A 17658-nucleotide genomic window follows, 5' to 3' on the forward strand; every position below is an offset into this window, starting at 1 on the left:
GACTACCTTCACGGACGTGAAGACCGAGCACGTTAAGGTACTATGCCCAATGGTATATATTTAGTTAGCGAGGGCGAGGAGCTCTGCGACGAAGTGGAGAGTCGTACAGTTGGTGCAGGTGTTGTTTCAAAATTTATCGACTAATTTTTGTTAACACAGAACCTAAAAAGGATGCTTAGGTATCCTTTTTTGTTTTCTGGAAATAATGTTTTGAAGAACGTGAATACGGAGCAAGTTGAGAGTCAGTGAGACATTACATGGATTTATTCATATCGTGAAATGTCTAAAGGCTATGCTAAAAACTTATGAGTATTAGAGTTGGTCTTGTTTCATCTTAAGTTCTTATGTGATTGCCAACTTAAAGTAAGATCTTAATAAAAAAAGAGCACCTTAGTGCTCTTTTATACGGGGAGTATTCAATAATACCAATTTGATTAATAAATGGTTCAACTTATAGCTACATTAGCAGACTTAGAACAAACACATTATTTATACACAGTTATTCTATTCATCCGTAATTTTGTGCAGTTATCAGATTGCTAATGAGCTCCCAAGGGCGAGCAATCATGCTCTTCAATCAATATCTTGCCTATAAACCTTTTAATTCTCGCTAAGTGGTCAATTAATCTATCAACTTAGTATGGTTTAAAATTAAGAAAGTGATAGCGCTAGTTATGCTTTACTCGGAATGATTTGTATTTCTACGCGTCGGTTTATCGCTCTATTTTTCTCTGTACTGTTATCCACTAAAGGTTGTGTTTCACCATAGCCCGTTACCTGTAATCTTCCATCTAAAATGTTTTGCTGAACTAGATAGTTTTTAACACTCACAGCTCGTTGCTCTGAAAGGTTTTGGTTAAACTCATAACTTCCTTGGCTATCTGTATGGCCTTCAATACTTAAATAAGTTTTATCAAATTTGGTTAATACTTTAGCTACGTCGTTTAAGGTAGCGTGAAATCCCGAAGTTATATACGACTGACCTGTGGCAAATGTAATATTTGAAGGCATTACTAAACGAATATTATCGCCTTCTCTGATAACTTCGATACCTGAGCCTGAAAGTTCTTCTCTAAACTCTTCTTCTTGTTTATCCATGTAGTCGCCCACAGCAGCACCCGCTATTGCACCTATAGCAGCCCCCCAGATCAAGCGTTTGTCTTTATGGTTGCTCGTTGATTTACCTAAAACAGCACCTGCTACAGCTCCTATAGCAGCGCCTTTACCTGCATTTGTAGATGCACAACCTGAAATGATCAAAGAAAGTGTAATAGCAGAGATAATAGATTTTTTAAATTTCATTGTGGACCTCTAAACTTATAAATAACATCGATAAAACTTAATAATTAGTTTAATACTAGAAATATTGTAATCTTAATAGTTCTAGTTTATTAAGCTTATATTGTAGAACGACTGATAATAACATCTTATGCTTGTTTACATTAACCCAAGCTGAACGTTTGGTGAGGAATCTTTAAGTTTAAGTGCATGCTAGCTGGCTTAGTCATTAATATTGCAGATTATGTGAAATGCTTTTAGATTTTAAAATAGAGATGAGTCGATTATCTTTCTCTAACACAGTCTCAGCCTTAAAATAATAATCGTAAAACTAAGTATAAATAGCGATTATATTCTTTTTAAATTAAATAAATTTTCACCTTGAAAGAACAATAGGCCTTTATGTTTTAGTTACCTTAAAATATCCCTTGAGTAAAATACACGTCTGAGTATAATAGCGCCTCACTTCTAGAGTCTCTCTTAATTTCCAAACTAACTAAGAATCACTCGATAAGTGCAGCTATTTAACAGTAATTTGTTGAATACGATAGGGGTATAGTTCCAATTGGTAGAACAGCGGTCTCCAAAACCGACGGTTGGGAGTTCGAATCTCTCTACCCCTGCCAAATTAATAAACATGAAAATGTTTGAAGTAAAACCTCAAATGAGGTTGTTTCGTCTTAGTTTAGACGCGTAATTACAGGTTAAGAATATGAACGCAAGTACTGAAAGCCAACCTAGCGGTTCTTTAGATTTTTTGAAATGGGCATTAGTTCTCATTATATTAGCAGGTGCAGTTGCAGGAAATTATATCTTTGGTGAGGAATCTGTTCTTTACCGTGCAATTGGTGTAGTTGTTGCTATCGCAATCGCTGGTTTAATTGCAATGCAAACTGAAAAAGGCCGTACAGCGGTTACTTTTGCTAAAGAATCAAAAACAGAAATACGTAAAGTTGTATGGCCAACTCGTCAAGAAGCTATTCAAACAACGGCTATCGTATTAGTGGCAACACTTATCATGTCTATTATCATGTGGGGTCTAGACTCAGTATTATTCTGGGTAGTTGGCTTTATTACTGGCTTACAGGTTTAAATTATGACTGAAGAAATTATTAACGACGAGAACGAAAACGAAAATTCAGCGGAAGTTCCTGCTGAAGTTAAAGTAGAAGAGCCAAAGCACAAACTAAGATGGTATGTGGTTCAAGCTTTTTCTGGTTATGAAGGTCGCGTTCAAAAAACATTACTCGAACATATCGAAATTAATGGTTTAGAAGAAAAGTTTGGCCAAATTTTAGTACCAACTGAAGAAGTGGTAGAAATGCGCGCTGGGCAAAAACGTAAAAGCTCACGTAAATTTTTCCCAGGTTACGTTTTAGTACAAATGGCTATGGATGAAGAAGCATGGCATTTAGTTAAAAGCGTTCCACGTGTATTAGGCTTTATTGGTGGTACAAGTGACCGTCCAGCTCCTATTACACAGAAAGAAGCGGATCGTATACTTCAGCGTTTAGAAGATACAGACAAGCCTAAACCTAAGACATTATTTGAGCCAGGCGAAGTTATTCGTGTTATTGATGGCCCATTTGCTGACTTTAATGGTGTAGTTGAAGAGCTTGATTACGAGAAAAATCGCATTAAAGTTTCAGTACTTATTTTTGGCCGTTCAACACCTGTTGATTTAGAATTTGGCCAAGTAGAGAAAGGTTAAACCTTAACTGATACAAGATTATAAAAACCAAAGCCTAGCTTTGGTTTTTTGCTTTCTAGCACAAAAGAATATCTTACATCTCCTTACAGATTAGCTCATACCAAAACTAACTCACAAATGACTTGAATTAACCTCGTTGATTAATATATAATCCGCTGCCGATTTTTTTTAAGCTATGTTATTAGGTTGAAAAGTTGGTATTTTTATAACGGGGAGCTAGTTAAATAATATAATTAGCGTTAGTACCCACACTATAGGTATTGAAAAATGGCTAAAAAAGTCCAAGCTCTAATCAAGCTACAAGTTGCTGCTGGTGCAGCAAATCCGTCACCACCAGTTGGTCCTGCACTAGGTCAACACGGTGTGAACATCATGGAATTCTGTAAAGCGTTTAACGCAAAAACAGATTCTTTGGAAAAAGGCGCTCCAGTTCCAGTAGTTATTACTGTATACAGTGACCGTTCTTTTACATTTGAAACAAAAACTCCACCTGCTTCTTTCTTATTGAAAAAAGCGGCTGGTATTAAAAGTGGTTCAGGCCGTCCTAACACAGATAAAGTTGGTACTGTTACTACAGCACAACTTGAAGAAATCGTTAAGACTAAAGAACCTGATTTAACTGCTGGTTCACTTGAAGCTGCAGTGCGTACCATTGCGGGTTCTGCTCGTTCAATGGGTTTAGTGGTAGAGGACTAATCAATGGCTAAATTATCAAAACGCGCTCGTCTTATCCGTGAAAAAGTAGACGTATTAAAAGAATATGAAATCAGCGAAGCAATCACTTTATTAAAAGAATTTGCTACTGCTAACTTCCGTGAAAGTGTTGATGTTGCTGTAAACTTAGGCATCGATGCACGTAAATCTGATCAAAACGTACGTGGCGCAACTGTGTTACCAAACGGTACTGGTCGTGATGTACGTGTTGCTGTATTTACGCAAGGCGCTAACGCAGAGAAAGCTAAAGAAGCCGGTGCTGACATTGTTGGTATGGAAGATTTAGCTGAGCTAGTGAAAGCTGGTGAAATGAACTTTGACGTTGTGATTGCAACTCCAGACGCAATGCGCGTTGTTGGCCAATTAGGTCAAATTTTAGGGCCACGTGGTTTAATGCCTAACCCTAAAGTTGGAACAGTAACTCCTGACGTAGTAACTGCAATTAACAATGCAAAAGCTGGTCAGATTCGTTACCGCAACGACAAAAACGGCATTATCCATACTACAATTGGTAAAGCTGATTTTGAAGAAGCACAGTTACAACAAAACCTTGAAGCATTATTGGAAGCTTTGAAAAAAGCTAAACCAGCAAATGCTAAAGGTCAGTACATTAAGAAAATTTCTGTTTCAACTACTATGGGTGCCGGTGTTACCGTTAGCCAAGCAAGTTTAACAGTATAATTTTCAAAGCGCTTAAATTTTAGGTGCTTTACAAGGAGGGAGTTATAAATTATAATCTCGCCCCTTAAAATTTGGTAGATGTTGTTAATTTTTAATTATATTAATAGTTAACGACCTCGTCAAAGACCGTCGGTGCTTCGTTTCATACTTAGCTTAATTAATGCCAACGTAGATGGTGATTACCCAGTATTTCCTAATTCTGGTCCTCGCCGTAATGGCCTAAAGCATATTGATATAAATTAATTGTTTTAGGGATAGTAAATACCGGTTTTTTTTATTGCCGGTGAACCAGGAGTTAAAGCCAATGGCTATCAATCTTGATGACAAAAAAGCAATTGTTGCTGAAGTTCAAGAAGCTGCTAAAGGCGCTCAATCAGCTGTAATCGCAGATTCACGCGGTGTTTCAGTTGAAGCAATTACGACGTTACGTAAAGAAGCTCGTGAAAATGGTGTATGGATGAAAGTTATCCGTAATACATTAGCACGTCGCGCTTTTGAAGGTACGGATTATGAGTGTGTTTCTGACACATTAATTGGTCCATCGTTAATTGCATTTTCAAACGAGCATCCAGGTGCTGCTGCACGTATCTTTACAAACTTCGCTAAAGCTAACGAAGCTTTTGAAGTTAAAGCAGCTGCATTTGAAGGTAATGTTGTAGACGTAAACATGTTAGCTAAGCTACCTACTTACGACGAAGCAATTGCACGTTTAATGAGCGTAATGAAAGAAGCATCAGCTGGCAAATTATGCCGCACGATTGCTGCAGTACGCGATCAGAAAGAGCAAGAAGCTGCTTAATAATTGTTTATCTTTTACTAAAAAGAAAACAATTTGCACTTTTTTATTTTATAGTTATTTATAACAATCATAAGATTGTTACTTAAACAGGAAATTTATAATGTCTATTTCTAAAGACGATATCCTAAACGCTATTGCTGAAATGTCAGTAATGGATGTAGTTGCTCTAGTTGAAGCAATGGAAGAAAAATTCGGCGTATCTGCTGCTGCTGCTGTTGCAGTTGCTGGTGATGCTGGTGCTGCTGCTGAAGAGCAAACTGAATTCGACGTAATCTTAACAGGTTTCGGTGAGAAGAAAGTTGCAGTAATCAAAGCGGTACGTGGCGCAACTGGTCTTGGCTTAAAAGAAGCTAAAGATTTAGTTGAATCAGCACCTAAAGCACTTAAAGAAGGTGTTGAAAAAGCTGAAGCTGAAGAACTTAAGAAAGCTCTTGAAGAAGCTGGTGCTTCTGTTGAGATCAAATAATCTGTTTTTAAACAGATTGTTTGCCTGAAAAGGCAATGGCTGGTGATTTAAAAGTCACCGGCCTTTTTGCGCTAAAGAAAATGGTTTTTTATTGAAAAACCAACACAGTGCATTATTGACGTCTAGACGTAGATGTCACTGTAATACTCTGCCACATACGAATGTATTTAGGCAGTTCGGTCATAACCAGCTAGCTGAGGAAACCCATGGCTTACTCATATTTTGAGAAGAAGCGAATTAGAAAGGATTTTGGTAAAAGTGTACAAGTAATGGATTATCCATTTTTGTTATCAATCCAATTAGAATCTTTCCGCAAGTTTATAGATATTGATCCGACAGGTGAAACAGGCCTAGAAGCTGCGTTTCGTTCTATCTTTCCAATAAAAGCGTATTCTGGAAGTTCAGAATTACAATATGTTAGTTACCGTTTAGGTGAACCGTTATTTGATGTTAAAGAATGTCAAATCCGTGGTGTTACTTATTCTGCTCCTTTACGTGTAAAACTTCGTTTAGTTGTATACGACAAAGAAGCTGCAGCTGGTACGGTAAAAGATATTAAAGAGCAAGAAGTATATATGGGTGAGATCCCATTGATGACTGAAAACGGTACGTTTGTTATCAATGGTACTGAACGTGTAATTGTATCTCAATTACATCGCTCTCCAGGTGTATTTTTTGATCATGATAAAGGTAAAACACATTCATCAGGTAAAGTGTTGTATAACGCACGCGTTATCCCTTACCGTGGTTCATGGTTAGACTTTGAATTCGATCCAAAAGATAACTTATTTGTACGTATTGATCGCCGTCGTAAATTACCAGCATCAATCTTATTACGTGCATTAGAATATTCTACTGAAGAAATTTTAGATATTTTTTACGATACTACATCGTATCAAATCAAAGGCGATAAGCTTGTAATGGAGCTTGTGCCAGAACGTTTACGTGGTGAAACTGCGACGTTCGATATTATTATAGGTAAGGGCGATGTTCTTGTAGAACAAGGTCGTCGTATTACTGCTCGTCATATACGTGCATTAGAAAAAGCAAAATTAACATCATTAGATGTTCCAGCTGAATATATTGTTGGTAAAGTTTTATCTAAAGCATATGTAGATGAATCAACTGGTGAAGTAATCGCTGAAGCGAATGCTGAAATAACATTAGAGTTATTAGCAGAGCTGAGCCAAGCTGGTCATAAAAATATTTCAACTTTATATATGAACGAATTTGATGTTGGTTCATATATGTCAGATACATTAAGAGTAGACAGCTCAACTAACCGCTTAGAAGCATTAGTTGAAATCTATCGTATGATGAGACCTGGCGAGCCACCAACAAAAGACGCGGCAGAAACATTGTTTAATAACTTGTTTTTCGCATTAGAACGTTACGACTTATCTACAGTTGGTCGTATGAAGTTCAACCGTCGTGTTGGTAACGCTGATGAAGTTGGTGATGGTATCTTATCAAGAGAAGATATTATCTCAGTAATGAAAACACTAATTGGTATACGTGATGGTAAAGGTGAGGTTGATGATATCGATCACCTAGGTAACCGTCGTATCCGTAGTGTTGGTGAAATGGCTGAAAACCAATTCCGTGTTGGTTTAGTTCGTGTAGAAAGAGCTGTTCGTGAACGTTTAAGTCTTGGTGACTTAGATGCGATCATGCCACAAGATTTAATTAACGCTAAGCCTATTTCGGCAGCGGTTAAAGAATTCTTCGGTTCTTCACAACTTTCACAATTTATGGATCAAAACAATCCATTATCAGAAGTTACACATAAACGTCGTATTTCTGCATTAGGTCCGGGTGGTTTAACTCGTGAACGTGCAGGCTTTGAAGTTCGAGATGTACATCCAACCCATTATGGTCGTGTATGTCCAATCGAAACTCCAGAGGGACCAAACATTGGTCTAATCAACTCATTGTCTTGTTATGCAAGAACAAACGACTATGGTTTCTTAGAAACTCCATACCGTAAGTTAGTTGATGGTGTTGTAACAGACGATATTGAATATTTATCAGCAATTGAAGAGGGTAACTTCGTTATCGCTCAAGCAAATGCTGAATTAGATAAAGGCAACCGTTTAACGCAAGAGCATGTACCTTGTCGTTACAAAAACGAATTTACATTGAAAGCTGCTGATTCAGTTCAGTATATGGATGTATCGCCACAACAAATTATTTCAGTTGCTGCAAGTTTAATCCCGTTCTTAGAACACGATGATGCTAACCGTGCATTGATGGGATCAAACATGCAACGTCAAGCTGTTCCAACATTGAAAGTGGACAAACCGCTTGTTGGTACAGGTATGGAAAAAATTGTTGCTGTTGACTCTGGTGTAACTGCAGTTGCTAAACGTGGTGGTGTTGTAACTTACGTAGATGCTTCACGTATTGTTGTTAAAGTTAATGAAAATGAAATGGTAGCTGGTGAAGCCGGTATCGACATTTACAACTTAACCAAATACACACGTTCAAACCAAAATACTTGTATCAATCAACGTCCAGTGTGTCGTATGAATGAGCCAGTAACACGTGGTGACGTATTAGCGGATGGCCCATCTACAGATATGGGTGAGTTAGCACTAGGTCAGAACATGCGTATCGCATTTATGCCTTGGAATGGTTACAACTTCGAAGATTCAATGTTGTTATCTGAACGTGTTGCGATAGAAGATCGTTTTACTACGATTCATATCCAAGAACTTAGCTGTATTGCTCGTGATACTAAATTAGGTTCAGAAGAAATTACTTCTGATATTCCTAACGTTGGTGAATCTGCATTATCTAAACTTGATGAAGCTGGTGTTGTATATATTGGTGCTGAAGTAAATGGCGGCGATATCCTTGTAGGTAAAGTAACTCCTAAAGGTGAAACACAATTAACACCAGAAGAAAAACTATTACGTGCAATCTTTGGTGAAAAAGCAGCTGACGTTAAAGATAGCTCTTTACGTGTTCCAAATTCTGTTTCAGGTACAATTATCGATGTTCAAATCTTCACTCGTGATGGTGTTGAAAAAGATAAACGTGCAGTTGAAATCGAAGAAATGCAGTTAAAAGAAGTTAAGAAAGATCTTGGCGATGAATTTAGCATTTTAGAAGATGGTATTTATGCACGTGCTAAGAAACTATTATTATCTGCAGGCTTAAACGAAGCTGATTTAAATGGTATGTCTCGTGATAAGTGGTTAGTTCAAAACTTATCAGATGAAGGACAACAATCTGAATTAGAACAAATTGCAGAACAATACGACAATATTAAAGCAGACTTCGATAAGAAGTTTGAAGTTAAACGCCGTAAAATCACTCAAGGTGATGATCTAGCACCAGGTGTACTTAAAATTGTTAAAGTATACTTAGCCGTTAAACGTCGTATACAGCCAGGTGATAAAATGGCTGGTCGTCACGGTAACAAAGGTGTTATTTCAAACGTTGTTCCTGTTGAAGATATGCCTTATGACCAACATGGTGTTCCAGTAGATATCGTATTGAATCCGTTAGGTGTTCCATCACGTATGAACATCGGTCAGATCTTAGAAACGCATTTAGGTATGGCTGCTCGTGGTGTTGGTGAAAAAATTAACCGCATGTTAGAAGCACAACAAGAGATCCATAAATTACGCAACTTCTTACAAGAAGTTTATAATGTAGGTGAATCTCGTCAAGAAGTTGATATTGCAAGTTTCTCTGATGACGAAGTTATGCGTTTAGCAGGTAACTTACGTGCAGGTTTACCAATTGCAACACCAGCATTTGATGGTGCAGCAGAAAAAGAAATTAAAGAGCTATTTAAACTAGCTGATATGCCAGAAAGTGGACAATTTGTATTAACTGATGGTCGCACAGGTCGTGAATTCGAACGTCCAGTGACTGTAGGTTACATGTATATGCTGAAACTGAACCATTTAGTTGATGACAAAATGCATGCACGTTCTACTGGTTCATACTCACTTGTTACGCAACAACCTCTTGGTGGTAAAGCACAATTTGGTGGTCAGCGTTTTGGTGAGATGGAAGTATGGGCACTTGAAGCTTACGGTGCTGCATATACTCTACAAGAAATGCTAACAGTTAAATCAGATGATGTTAACGGTCGTACTAAGATGTATAAAAACTTAGTAGATGGTGATCATCGTATGGAACCAGGTATTCCTGAATCATTCAACGTATTGTTGAAAGAGATTCGTTCGTTAGGTATTAACATCGAATTAGATCAAGAATAGCAAATAACTGATTTGCTGGCTTTTTGTTATAAAGGTTAGTACATGGAGAGAGTAGAAATACTCTCTCGCGTATTTAACTCCGACAGGAGAATAGTGTGAAAGATTTACTTAAGTTTCTTAAGCAACAAAATCAAACAGAAGAGTTCGATGGCATTCGCATCGGGCTAGCATCACCAGATATGATCCGCTCATGGTCATTTGGTGAAGTTAAAAAACCAGAAACAATTAACTACCGTACGTTTAAACCTGAGCGTGATGGTTTATTTTGTGCGCGTATATTTGGACCTGTTAAAGACTACGAATGTCTTTGTGGTAAATATAAGCGTCTTAAGCATCGTGGTGTTATTTGTGAAAAATGTGGCGTTGAAGTTACATTAACTAAAGTTCGTCGTGATCGTATGGGTCACATCGAATTAGCAAGCCCAGTTGCACATATTTGGTTCTTAAAATCATTACCTTCACGTATTGGTTTATTACTAGACATGACATTACGTGATATCGAACGTGTACTATATTTCGAATCATACGTAGTTACAGAACCAGGTTTAACGACTTTAGAAAAGAGCCAAATTCTTACTGAAGAAGAATACCTAGATGCTTTAGAAGAGCATGGCGATGAGTTTGATGCGAAAATGGGTGCTGAAGCAGTACTTGCATTATTACAACAAATCGATCTTGACGGTGAAGTAGCGCAAATGCGTGAAGAACTTCCTGAAATTGGTTCTGAAACTAAACGTAAGAAAATCACTAAGCGTTTAAAATTAATGGAAGCATTCGCTGCTTCAGGCAACAAGCCTGAGTGGATGATTATGTCTGTTCTTCCAATTTTACCACCTGATTTACGTCCTCTAGTTCCACTAGATGGTGGTCGTTTTGCTACGTCTGATTTGAACGATTTATATCGTCGTGTAATTAACCGTAACAACCGTCTTAAACGTCTTCTTGATCTAGTAGCTCCAGATATTATCGTACGTAACGAAAAACGTATGTTACAAGAATCTGTTGATGCATTATTAGATAATGGTCGTCGTGGTAGAGCTATTACTGGTTCAAACAAACGTCCATTAAAATCGCTTGCTGACATGATCAAAGGTAAGCAAGGTCGTTTCCGTCAAAACTTACTAGGTAAACGTGTAGATTACTCAGGTCGTTCTGTAATTACAGTTGGTCCAACGCTACGTTTACATCAGTGTGGTTTACCTAAGAAAATGGCACTTGAGTTATTCAAGCCATTTATCTACGGAAAATTAGAAGCTCGTGGTCTAGCAACAACGATTAAAGCGGCTAAAAAATTAGTTGAGCGTGAAGGCGCTGAAGTTTGGGATGTACTTGATGAAGTAATCCGCGAACATCCAGTTATGCTTAACCGTGCACCAACACTTCATAGATTAGGTATCCAAGCATTTGAACCTGTTCTTATTGAAGGTAAAGCAATCCATTTACACCCATTAGTTTGTGCGGCATACAATGCCGATTTCGATGGTGACCAAATGGCGGTACACGTACCATTAACTATCGAAGCTCAAATGGAAGCTCGTACGTTAATGATGTCGACAAATAACGTACTTTCTCCTGCTAACGGTGACCCAATCATCGTACCATCACAAGATGTTGTATTAGGTTTATATTACCTAACACGAGATCGCGTAAATGGTTTAGGTGAAGGTATGATTTTTGCTGATACTAAAGAAGCTGAAAAAGCATATCGTACAGGTGTAGCAGAATTACATGCACGCGTTAAAATTCGTATTACTGAACATGTACGTAACGAAGCAGGTGAATTAGTTGAAACTATTTCACTTCGTGATACTACTGTTGGCCGTGCTATTTTATGGCAAGTATGTCCTGACGGTTTACCGTACGACTTAATTGATCAGCCTCTTGGTAAAAAACCAATTTCAAAACTGATTAACCATGCATACCGTAATCTTGGTTTAAAAGAAACGGTAATGTTTGCTGACCATATCATGTACACAGGTTTTCATTACGCAATGATCGCTGGTGCATCTGTTGGTATAGACGATATGGTTATTCCAGCGGCTAAGTACACCATCATTGAAGATGCTGAAGAAGAAGTAGCTGAAATTCAAACTCAGTTTGAACAAGGTCTTGTTACAGCGGGTGAGAAGTACAACAAAGTAATCGATATTTGGTCATCTGCTAACGAAAAAGTTTCGAAAGCGATGATGGATAACTTATCAAAAGAAACTGTTATTAATCGTGATGGTGAGCCAGAAGAACAAGATTCTTTCAACTCAATCTTTATGATGGCAGATTCTGGAGCTCGTGGTAGTGCTGCGCAAATACGTCAGCTTGCTGGTATGCGTGGTCTGATGGCTAAACCAGATGGTTCAATCATCGAAACACCAATCACAGCTAACTTCCGTGAAGGTTTAAGTGTATTACAATACTTTATCTCTACTCATGGTGCGCGTAAAGGTCTTGCCGATACAGCACTTAAAACAGCTAACTCGGGTTACTTAACTCGTCGTCTAGTTGATGTTGCACAAGATTTAGTTGTAACTGAGCATGACTGTGGCACGTTAGATGGTCTATTAATGACACCATTGATTGAAGGTGGTGATGTTGTAGAACCGTTAAGAGAACGTGTGCTAGGTCGTGTAGTAGCTGAAGATGTATTAAAACCAGGTACTGATGAAGTTTTATTACCACGTAACACATTAATTGACGAAGCACTTTGTGATTTCATTGAAGAAAACTCAGTGGATCAAATGAAAGTACGCTCAATCATTACATGTAAAACAGATTTCGGTATCTGTGCACATTGTTATGGTCGTGATTTAGCACGTGGTCATATGATCAACCAAGGTGAAGCAATTGGTGTTGTGGCAGCACAATCAATCGGTGAACCAGGTACACAGTTAACAATGCGTACGTTCCATATCGGTGGTGCTGCATCTCGTGCATCTGCTGAGAACAATGTACAAGTTAAAAACAATGGTACTTTAAAATTACAAAACGCTAAGTTTGTAACGAACTCTTCTAACCACTTGGTTATTACATCACGTTCATCTGAGTTAACAGTAATTGATGAGCATGGTCGTGAGAAAGAACGTTATAAAGTGCCTTACGGTTCTGTAATCTCTAAACAAGATGGTGAAGAACTTCAAGCAGGCGACATCATAGCTAATTGGGATCCGCATACGCATCCAATTATCACAGAGGTTGGTGGTAAAGTTCAATTTGTTGACTTAATCGATGGTGTGACTATGGTTCGCCAAACTGATGAATTAACAGGTTTATCAAGTATTGTTGTAACTGATGCTGGTCAACGTAACTCTGCAGGTAAAGAGATGCGTCCTATGGTTAAACTAATCGATGCTAAAGGTAATGATGTAATGATTGCTGGTACAGAAATTCCAGCTCAATACTACTTACCAGGTAACGCGATTGTTAACCTAGAAGATGGTGCAGAAGTAAACATTGGTGACGCGTTAGCACGTATCCCACAAGAAAGCTCAAAAACTCGTGATATCACGGGTGGTCTACCGCGCGTTGCAGATTTATTTGAAGCACGTAAGCCTAAGCTACCAGCTATTCTTGCAGAGAAAACAGGTATCATTGGTTTCGGTAAAGAAACAAAAGGTAAAGTTCGTTTATTGATCACTCAACCAAGTGGTGAAGTATACGAAGAAATGATCCCTAAAATGCGTCAACTTACAGTGTTCGAAGGTGAATCAGTACTTAAAGGTGAGGTTATCGCCGATGGTCCTGAGTCTCCACATGACATCCTAAGATTACGTGGCGTAGCTCCAGTAGCTAATTACATCGTGAACGAAGTACAAGAAGTATATCGTTTACAAGGTGTAAAAATTAACGATAAGCACATCGAAGTAATTGTTCGTCAAATGATTCGTAAGTGTGAAATCTTAGATGCTGGTGATAGTGATTTCTTAAAAGGCGAACAGCTTGAAGTTGCTCATGTAAACATTGCAAACCGTGAATTAGAAGCTGCAGGTAAACAACCAGCTGAATACGAAATGCAAATGATGGGTATTACTAAAGCTTCACTTTCTACTGATTCATTTATCTCTGCTGCTTCTTTCCAAGAAACAACACGAGTATTAACTGAAGCTGCAGTTGCAGGTAAGAAAGATAGCTTACGTGGATTGAAAGAAAACGTAATTGTTGGTCGACTAATTCCAGCAGGTACGGGTTACTCATACCACCAAGAAAGAGCACGTAAACGTAATGCAGCTCCGGTTGAAGAAACTACAGTTTCTGCAGACGATGCAGCACAAGCGTTAACAGATGCATTAAATGCCGATTAATTTAAATCGCTATTTAAAGTAGAAAAATTAGGTAAAGTAGGCTGTAAAACTTGACAGTCTACTGCTTGACCTATAGAATTCCGCGACCTCATATTCTGTACGAATTTTGTATGAAATATAAGGTCGCGGATTTTCACGTTTATAAGGGTATAAATTTTCATTGATTGAATTTATACAAGTTTAACTAATCGGGAGCTATTTAATGGCAACTATTAACCAATTAGTACGTAAACCTCGTGTTAGACAAGTAACAAAAAGTAATGTTCCGGCATTACAAGCTTGTCCACAACGTCGTGGCGTATGTACTCGTGTGTATACAACTACACCAAAGAAACCAAACTCAGCACTTCGTAAAGTTGCTCGTGTTCGTTTAACTAACGGATTCGAAGTTACTTCATACATCGGTGGTGAAGGTCACAACTTACAAGAGCATAGCGTTATTTTAATACGCGGTGGTCGTGTAAAAGATTTACCAGGTGTGCGTTACCACACCGTTCGTGGCGCACTAGATTGTTCTGGTGTAAACGATAGAAGACAAGGCCGTTCGAAATACGGTGCTAAGCGCCCTAAATCTTAACGGTTTCCGTAAAGTAAGGCCAAATTAATAAATTAACATTTTGGGTTATTCCTGAATATAACGGAGAAATAAGATGCCAAGAAGACGCGTCGTAGGGCAACGAAAAATATTGCCAGATCCTAAGTTCCATAACGAACTTTTAGCAAAATTCATCAACATCCTTATGGTTGATGGTAAAAAATCTACTGCAGAAAAAATTGTATATGGTGCACTAGACATTTTAGTTGAGAAATCTGATAAAGATCAATTAGAACTATTCGAAGAAGCGTTAGAAAACATCCGCCCGCAAGTGGAAGTTAAATCGCGTCGTGTAGGTGGTTCTACATACCAGGTTCCAGTTGAAGTACGTCCAGTTCGTCGTAATGCACTAGCCATGCGTTGGTTAGTTGACGCAGCTCGTAAACGTGGTGAAAAATCAATGGCTCAGCGCCTAGCTAACGAAATGTTAGATGCGTCTGACAGCAAAGGTTCAGCGGTTAAGAAACGTGAAGACGTTCACCGTATGGCTGAAGCAAACAAAGCATTCGCTCATTACCGTTGGTAAGAAAGTGATTGTCGTGATTACCGTTTGTCATAAAACGGTAATCACAACTTTTTATTATCTGAGTATGAAGCTCAGGAAGAGGATGTAAAAGTGGCACGTACTACCCCTATAGAGCGCTATCGTAACATTGGTATCTGTGCTCATGTTGATGCCGGTAAAACGACAACTACAGAAAGGGTACTATTCTATACTGGCCTTTCACACAAGATCGGTGAAGTGCACGATGGTGCAGCTACTATGGACTGGATGGAACAAGAGCAAGAGCGAGGAATAACAATTACCTCTGCTGCAACAACTTGTTTTTGGAAAGGTATGAATGCGCAGTTTGAAGACCATCGCATAAATATCATTGATACTCCCGGTCATGTTGACTTTACTATCGAAGTTGAACGCTCTTTACGCGTACTCGATGGTGCAGTACTTGTATTATGTGGTTCTTCAGGTGTTCAACCACAAACAGAAACTGTATGGCGTCAAATGGAAAAATATTCCGTTCCGCGAATTGTTTTTGTTAACAAAATGGACCGCACTGGAGCTAATTTCCTAAATGTAGTTAACCAAATGAAAACTCGTCTTGGTGCAAATGCAGTTCCTATTCATTTAGCTATTGGTGCAGAAGAAGATTTTAAAGGTGTTATTGACCTAATTAAGATGAAAGCAATAAACTGGAACGAAGCAGACCAGGGTATGACTTTCACTTACGAAGAAATCCCAGCAGAAATCCAGGATGAAGCCGAAGAATGGCGTGAAAATTTAGTATCTGAGGCTGCAGAAGCGTCAGAAGAGCTTATGGATAAATACCTAGAAGAAGGTGATTTAACCGAAGCAGAAATTAAAGCAGGATTGAGACAAAGAACATTAAATAACGATATCATCTTATGTAGTTGTGGTTCAGCCTTTAAAAATAAAGGTGTTCAAGCTGTATTAGACGCGGTTATAGAATACTTACCATCTCCTGTTGAGGTACCTGCAATTACAGGTATCAATGATGATAAAAATGAAACTGAAGGAACACGTGAGGCAGACGACAAAGCCCCGTTTTCAGCTTTAGCTTTCAAAATAGCAACAGACCCTTTTGTTGGTACGCTAACTTTCTTTAGAGTTTACTCTGGAGTAGTTAAAACGGGTGATACCGTTTACAATCCAATTAAAGGGAAAAAAGAACGTTTAGGTCGTATCGTGCAAATGCATGCTAACGACAGAAAAGAAATTAAAGAAGTTCATGCTGGTGATATTGCTGCGGCAATAAGCTTAAAAGATGTTACAACTGGGGAAACACTTTGTGATCCTAATCATGTTATAACACTTGAGCGTATGGAGTTTCCTGAACCAGTTATCTCTGTAGCAGTTGAGCCTAAAACTTTAGCTGATCAAGAAAAACTAGCTATAGCACTTAGTAAGCTTGCAGCAGAAGATCCTTCATTCAGAGTAGAAACGAATGAAGAAACAGGACAAACAATAATTTCAGGTATGGGGGAATTACACCTCGATATCTTAGTTGAACGTATGAAACGAGAATTTAGTGTTTCATGTAACGTGGGTAATCCTCAGGTTGCTTATCGCGAAACTATCCGATCAACGGTAAAAGTTGAAGGGAAATTTGTTAGACAATCAGGTGGTAAAGGCCAATTTGGTCATGTTTGGTTGAAAATGGAGCCCTTGCCGGAAGGTAAAGGTTTCGAGTTTGTTGACGAAATTGTTGGAGGAGTTGTTCCTAAAGAATATATCCCTGCAATTGAAAAAGGCTGTAGAGAGCAAATGGACAGTGGCGTAATTGCTGGTTATCCTATGCTTGACGTAAAGGTTACTCTTTATGATGGTTCTTTTCATGATGTCGATTCAAACGAAATGGCGTTTAAGGTGGCTGCATCAATGGGCTTTAGACAGGGGGCTTTAGAAGCTTCTCCTGCGCTATTAGAACCAATGATGAAAGTTGAAATAACTACGCCAGAAGAAAATATGGGTGATGTTGTAGGCGATTTAAATCGTCGCCGCGGACTAATTGATGGCATGGATGAAGGACCTGCAGGTTCTAAAATAGTGAATGCTACGGTACCACTATCTGAAATGTTCGGTTATTCTACTGCCTTGCGCAGTGCCACTCAGGGGCGAGCCTCTTACTCGATGGAGTTTCAGCAGTATAGTGAAGCACCTCAGAAAGTACTCGACGCATTAACAAATTCTAATGGATTCTAATGGATTCTCGTAAGGCGCTCACTTAATATTTAGTGAAAGTCTAGCTCGGTCAACATGGCTGCGCTTTTAATAAACTTTAAGGTAATTGTAAAATGGCTAAAGCAAAATTTGAACGTAATAAACCACACGTAAACGTTGGTACAATCGGACACGTTGATCACGGTA

Annotated in this window: 12 protein-coding genes, 1 tRNA gene and 1 pseudogene; 13 read left to right on the forward strand and 1 reads right to left on the reverse strand. The window is 38.5% G+C overall.

The window, feature by feature from the left end; all coding sequences use genetic code 11:
- Positions 1–672 precede the first annotated feature (672 nt).
- On the reverse strand, positions 673–1302 hold the full coding sequence (locus Q5N69_RS17800; protein ID WP_304370439.1) for an OmpA family protein: 630 nt from the start codon (positions 1300–1302) through the stop codon (positions 673–675).
- Between the two features lie 525 nt (positions 1303–1827).
- On the opposite strand from Q5N69_RS17800, the gene Q5N69_RS17805 reads away from it, so the two are divergent.
- From Q5N69_RS17805 to Q5N69_RS17865, 13 genes and pseudogenes are all read left to right on the forward strand, one after another.
- Positions 1828–1904: transfer RNA gene (locus Q5N69_RS17805), tRNA-Trp, on the forward strand.
- 86 nt (positions 1905–1990) lie between these two features.
- Complete coding sequence (gene secE / locus Q5N69_RS17810; protein WP_304370440.1) at positions 1991–2371, forward strand: preprotein translocase subunit SecE; 381 nt, start codon at positions 1991–1993, stop codon at positions 2369–2371.
- 3 nt (positions 2372–2374) lie between these two features.
- Entirely contained in the window at positions 2375–2989 is a 615-nt protein-coding gene (gene nusG / locus Q5N69_RS17815) for a transcription termination/antitermination protein NusG (RefSeq protein ID WP_304370441.1), read from the forward strand.
- 267 nt (positions 2990–3256) lie between these two features.
- Positions 3257–3685 (forward strand): 50S ribosomal protein L11, encoded by a 429-nt coding sequence (gene rplK / locus Q5N69_RS17820; protein ID WP_011045498.1) that lies wholly within the window; start codon positions 3257–3259, stop codon positions 3683–3685.
- 3 nt (positions 3686–3688) lie between these two features.
- Entirely contained in the window at positions 3689–4384 is a 696-nt protein-coding gene (gene rplA / locus Q5N69_RS17825; RefSeq protein ID WP_304370442.1) for a 50S ribosomal protein L1, read from the forward strand.
- Positions 4385–4688: 304 nt separating this feature from the next.
- On the forward strand, positions 4689–5183 hold the full coding sequence (gene rplJ, locus Q5N69_RS17830) for a 50S ribosomal protein L10 (RefSeq protein ID WP_304370443.1): 495 nt from the start codon (positions 4689–4691) through the stop codon (positions 5181–5183).
- A gap of 100 nt (positions 5184–5283) precedes the next feature.
- Positions 5284–5649, forward strand: coding sequence for a 50S ribosomal protein L7/L12 (gene rplL, locus Q5N69_RS17835; protein ID WP_304370444.1), 366 nt, complete (start codon positions 5284–5286; stop codon positions 5647–5649).
- Between the two features lie 206 nt (positions 5650–5855).
- Complete coding sequence (rpoB, locus tag Q5N69_RS17840; RefSeq protein ID WP_304370445.1) at positions 5856–9884, forward strand: DNA-directed RNA polymerase subunit beta; 4029 nt, start codon at positions 5856–5858, stop codon at positions 9882–9884.
- Between the two features lie 95 nt (positions 9885–9979).
- Positions 9980–14176, forward strand: a complete 4197-nt coding sequence (gene rpoC, locus Q5N69_RS17845) for a DNA-directed RNA polymerase subunit beta' (protein ID WP_304370446.1) — start codon at positions 9980–9982, stop codon at positions 14174–14176.
- A 202-nt stretch (positions 14177–14378) separates the two neighbouring features.
- Entirely contained in the window at positions 14379–14753 is a 375-nt protein-coding gene (gene rpsL, locus Q5N69_RS17850; protein WP_077343579.1) for a 30S ribosomal protein S12, read from the forward strand.
- A gap of 73 nt (positions 14754–14826) precedes the next feature.
- Positions 14827–15297, forward strand: a complete 471-nt coding sequence (gene rpsG / locus Q5N69_RS17855) for a 30S ribosomal protein S7 (protein ID WP_076421050.1) — start codon at positions 14827–14829, stop codon at positions 15295–15297.
- 90 nt (positions 15298–15387) lie between these two features.
- A complete protein-coding gene (gene fusA / locus Q5N69_RS17860) occupies positions 15388–17493 on the forward strand; it encodes an elongation factor G (protein ID WP_304370447.1) in 2106 nt (701 codons plus the stop codon).
- Between the two features lie 92 nt (positions 17494–17585).
- A pseudogene (locus Q5N69_RS17865) lies at positions 17586–17658 on the forward strand (elongation factor Tu); the annotation flags it as partial.

It is taken from the genome of Pseudocolwellia sp. AS88, assembly GCF_030551755.1.
In the GTDB taxonomy this organism is placed as follows: domain Bacteria; phylum Pseudomonadota; class Gammaproteobacteria; order Enterobacterales; family Alteromonadaceae; genus Pseudocolwellia.

What these genes read in the sequence shown, in the direction of transcription:
- rplK (WP_011045498.1), top strand. Translation starts at nt 3,257, where the DNA reads ATGGCTAAAAAAGTCCAAGCTCTAATCAAGCTACAAGTTGCTGCTGGT.
- rpsG (WP_076421050.1), top strand. Translation starts at nt 14,827, where the DNA reads ATGCCAAGAAGACGCGTCGTAGGGCAACGAAAAATATTGCCAGATCCT.
- rpoB (WP_304370445.1), top strand. Translation starts at nt 5,856, where the DNA reads ATGGCTTACTCATATTTTGAGAAGAAGCGAATTAGAAAGGATTTTGGT.
- nusG (WP_304370441.1), top strand. Translation starts at nt 2,375, where the DNA reads ATGACTGAAGAAATTATTAACGACGAGAACGAAAACGAAAATTCAGCG.
- rplL (WP_304370444.1), top strand. Translation starts at nt 5,284, where the DNA reads ATGTCTATTTCTAAAGACGATATCCTAAACGCTATTGCTGAAATGTCA.
- Q5N69_RS17800 (WP_304370439.1), bottom strand. Translation starts at nt 1,302, where the DNA reads ATGAAATTTAAAAAATCTATTATCTCTGCTATTACACTTTCTTTGATC.
- rplA (WP_304370442.1), top strand. Translation starts at nt 3,689, where the DNA reads ATGGCTAAATTATCAAAACGCGCTCGTCTTATCCGTGAAAAAGTAGAC.
- rplJ (WP_304370443.1), top strand. Translation starts at nt 4,689, where the DNA reads ATGGCTATCAATCTTGATGACAAAAAAGCAATTGTTGCTGAAGTTCAA.
- rpsL (WP_077343579.1), top strand. Translation starts at nt 14,379, where the DNA reads ATGGCAACTATTAACCAATTAGTACGTAAACCTCGTGTTAGACAAGTA.
- secE (WP_304370440.1), top strand. Translation starts at nt 1,991, where the DNA reads ATGAACGCAAGTACTGAAAGCCAACCTAGCGGTTCTTTAGATTTTTTG.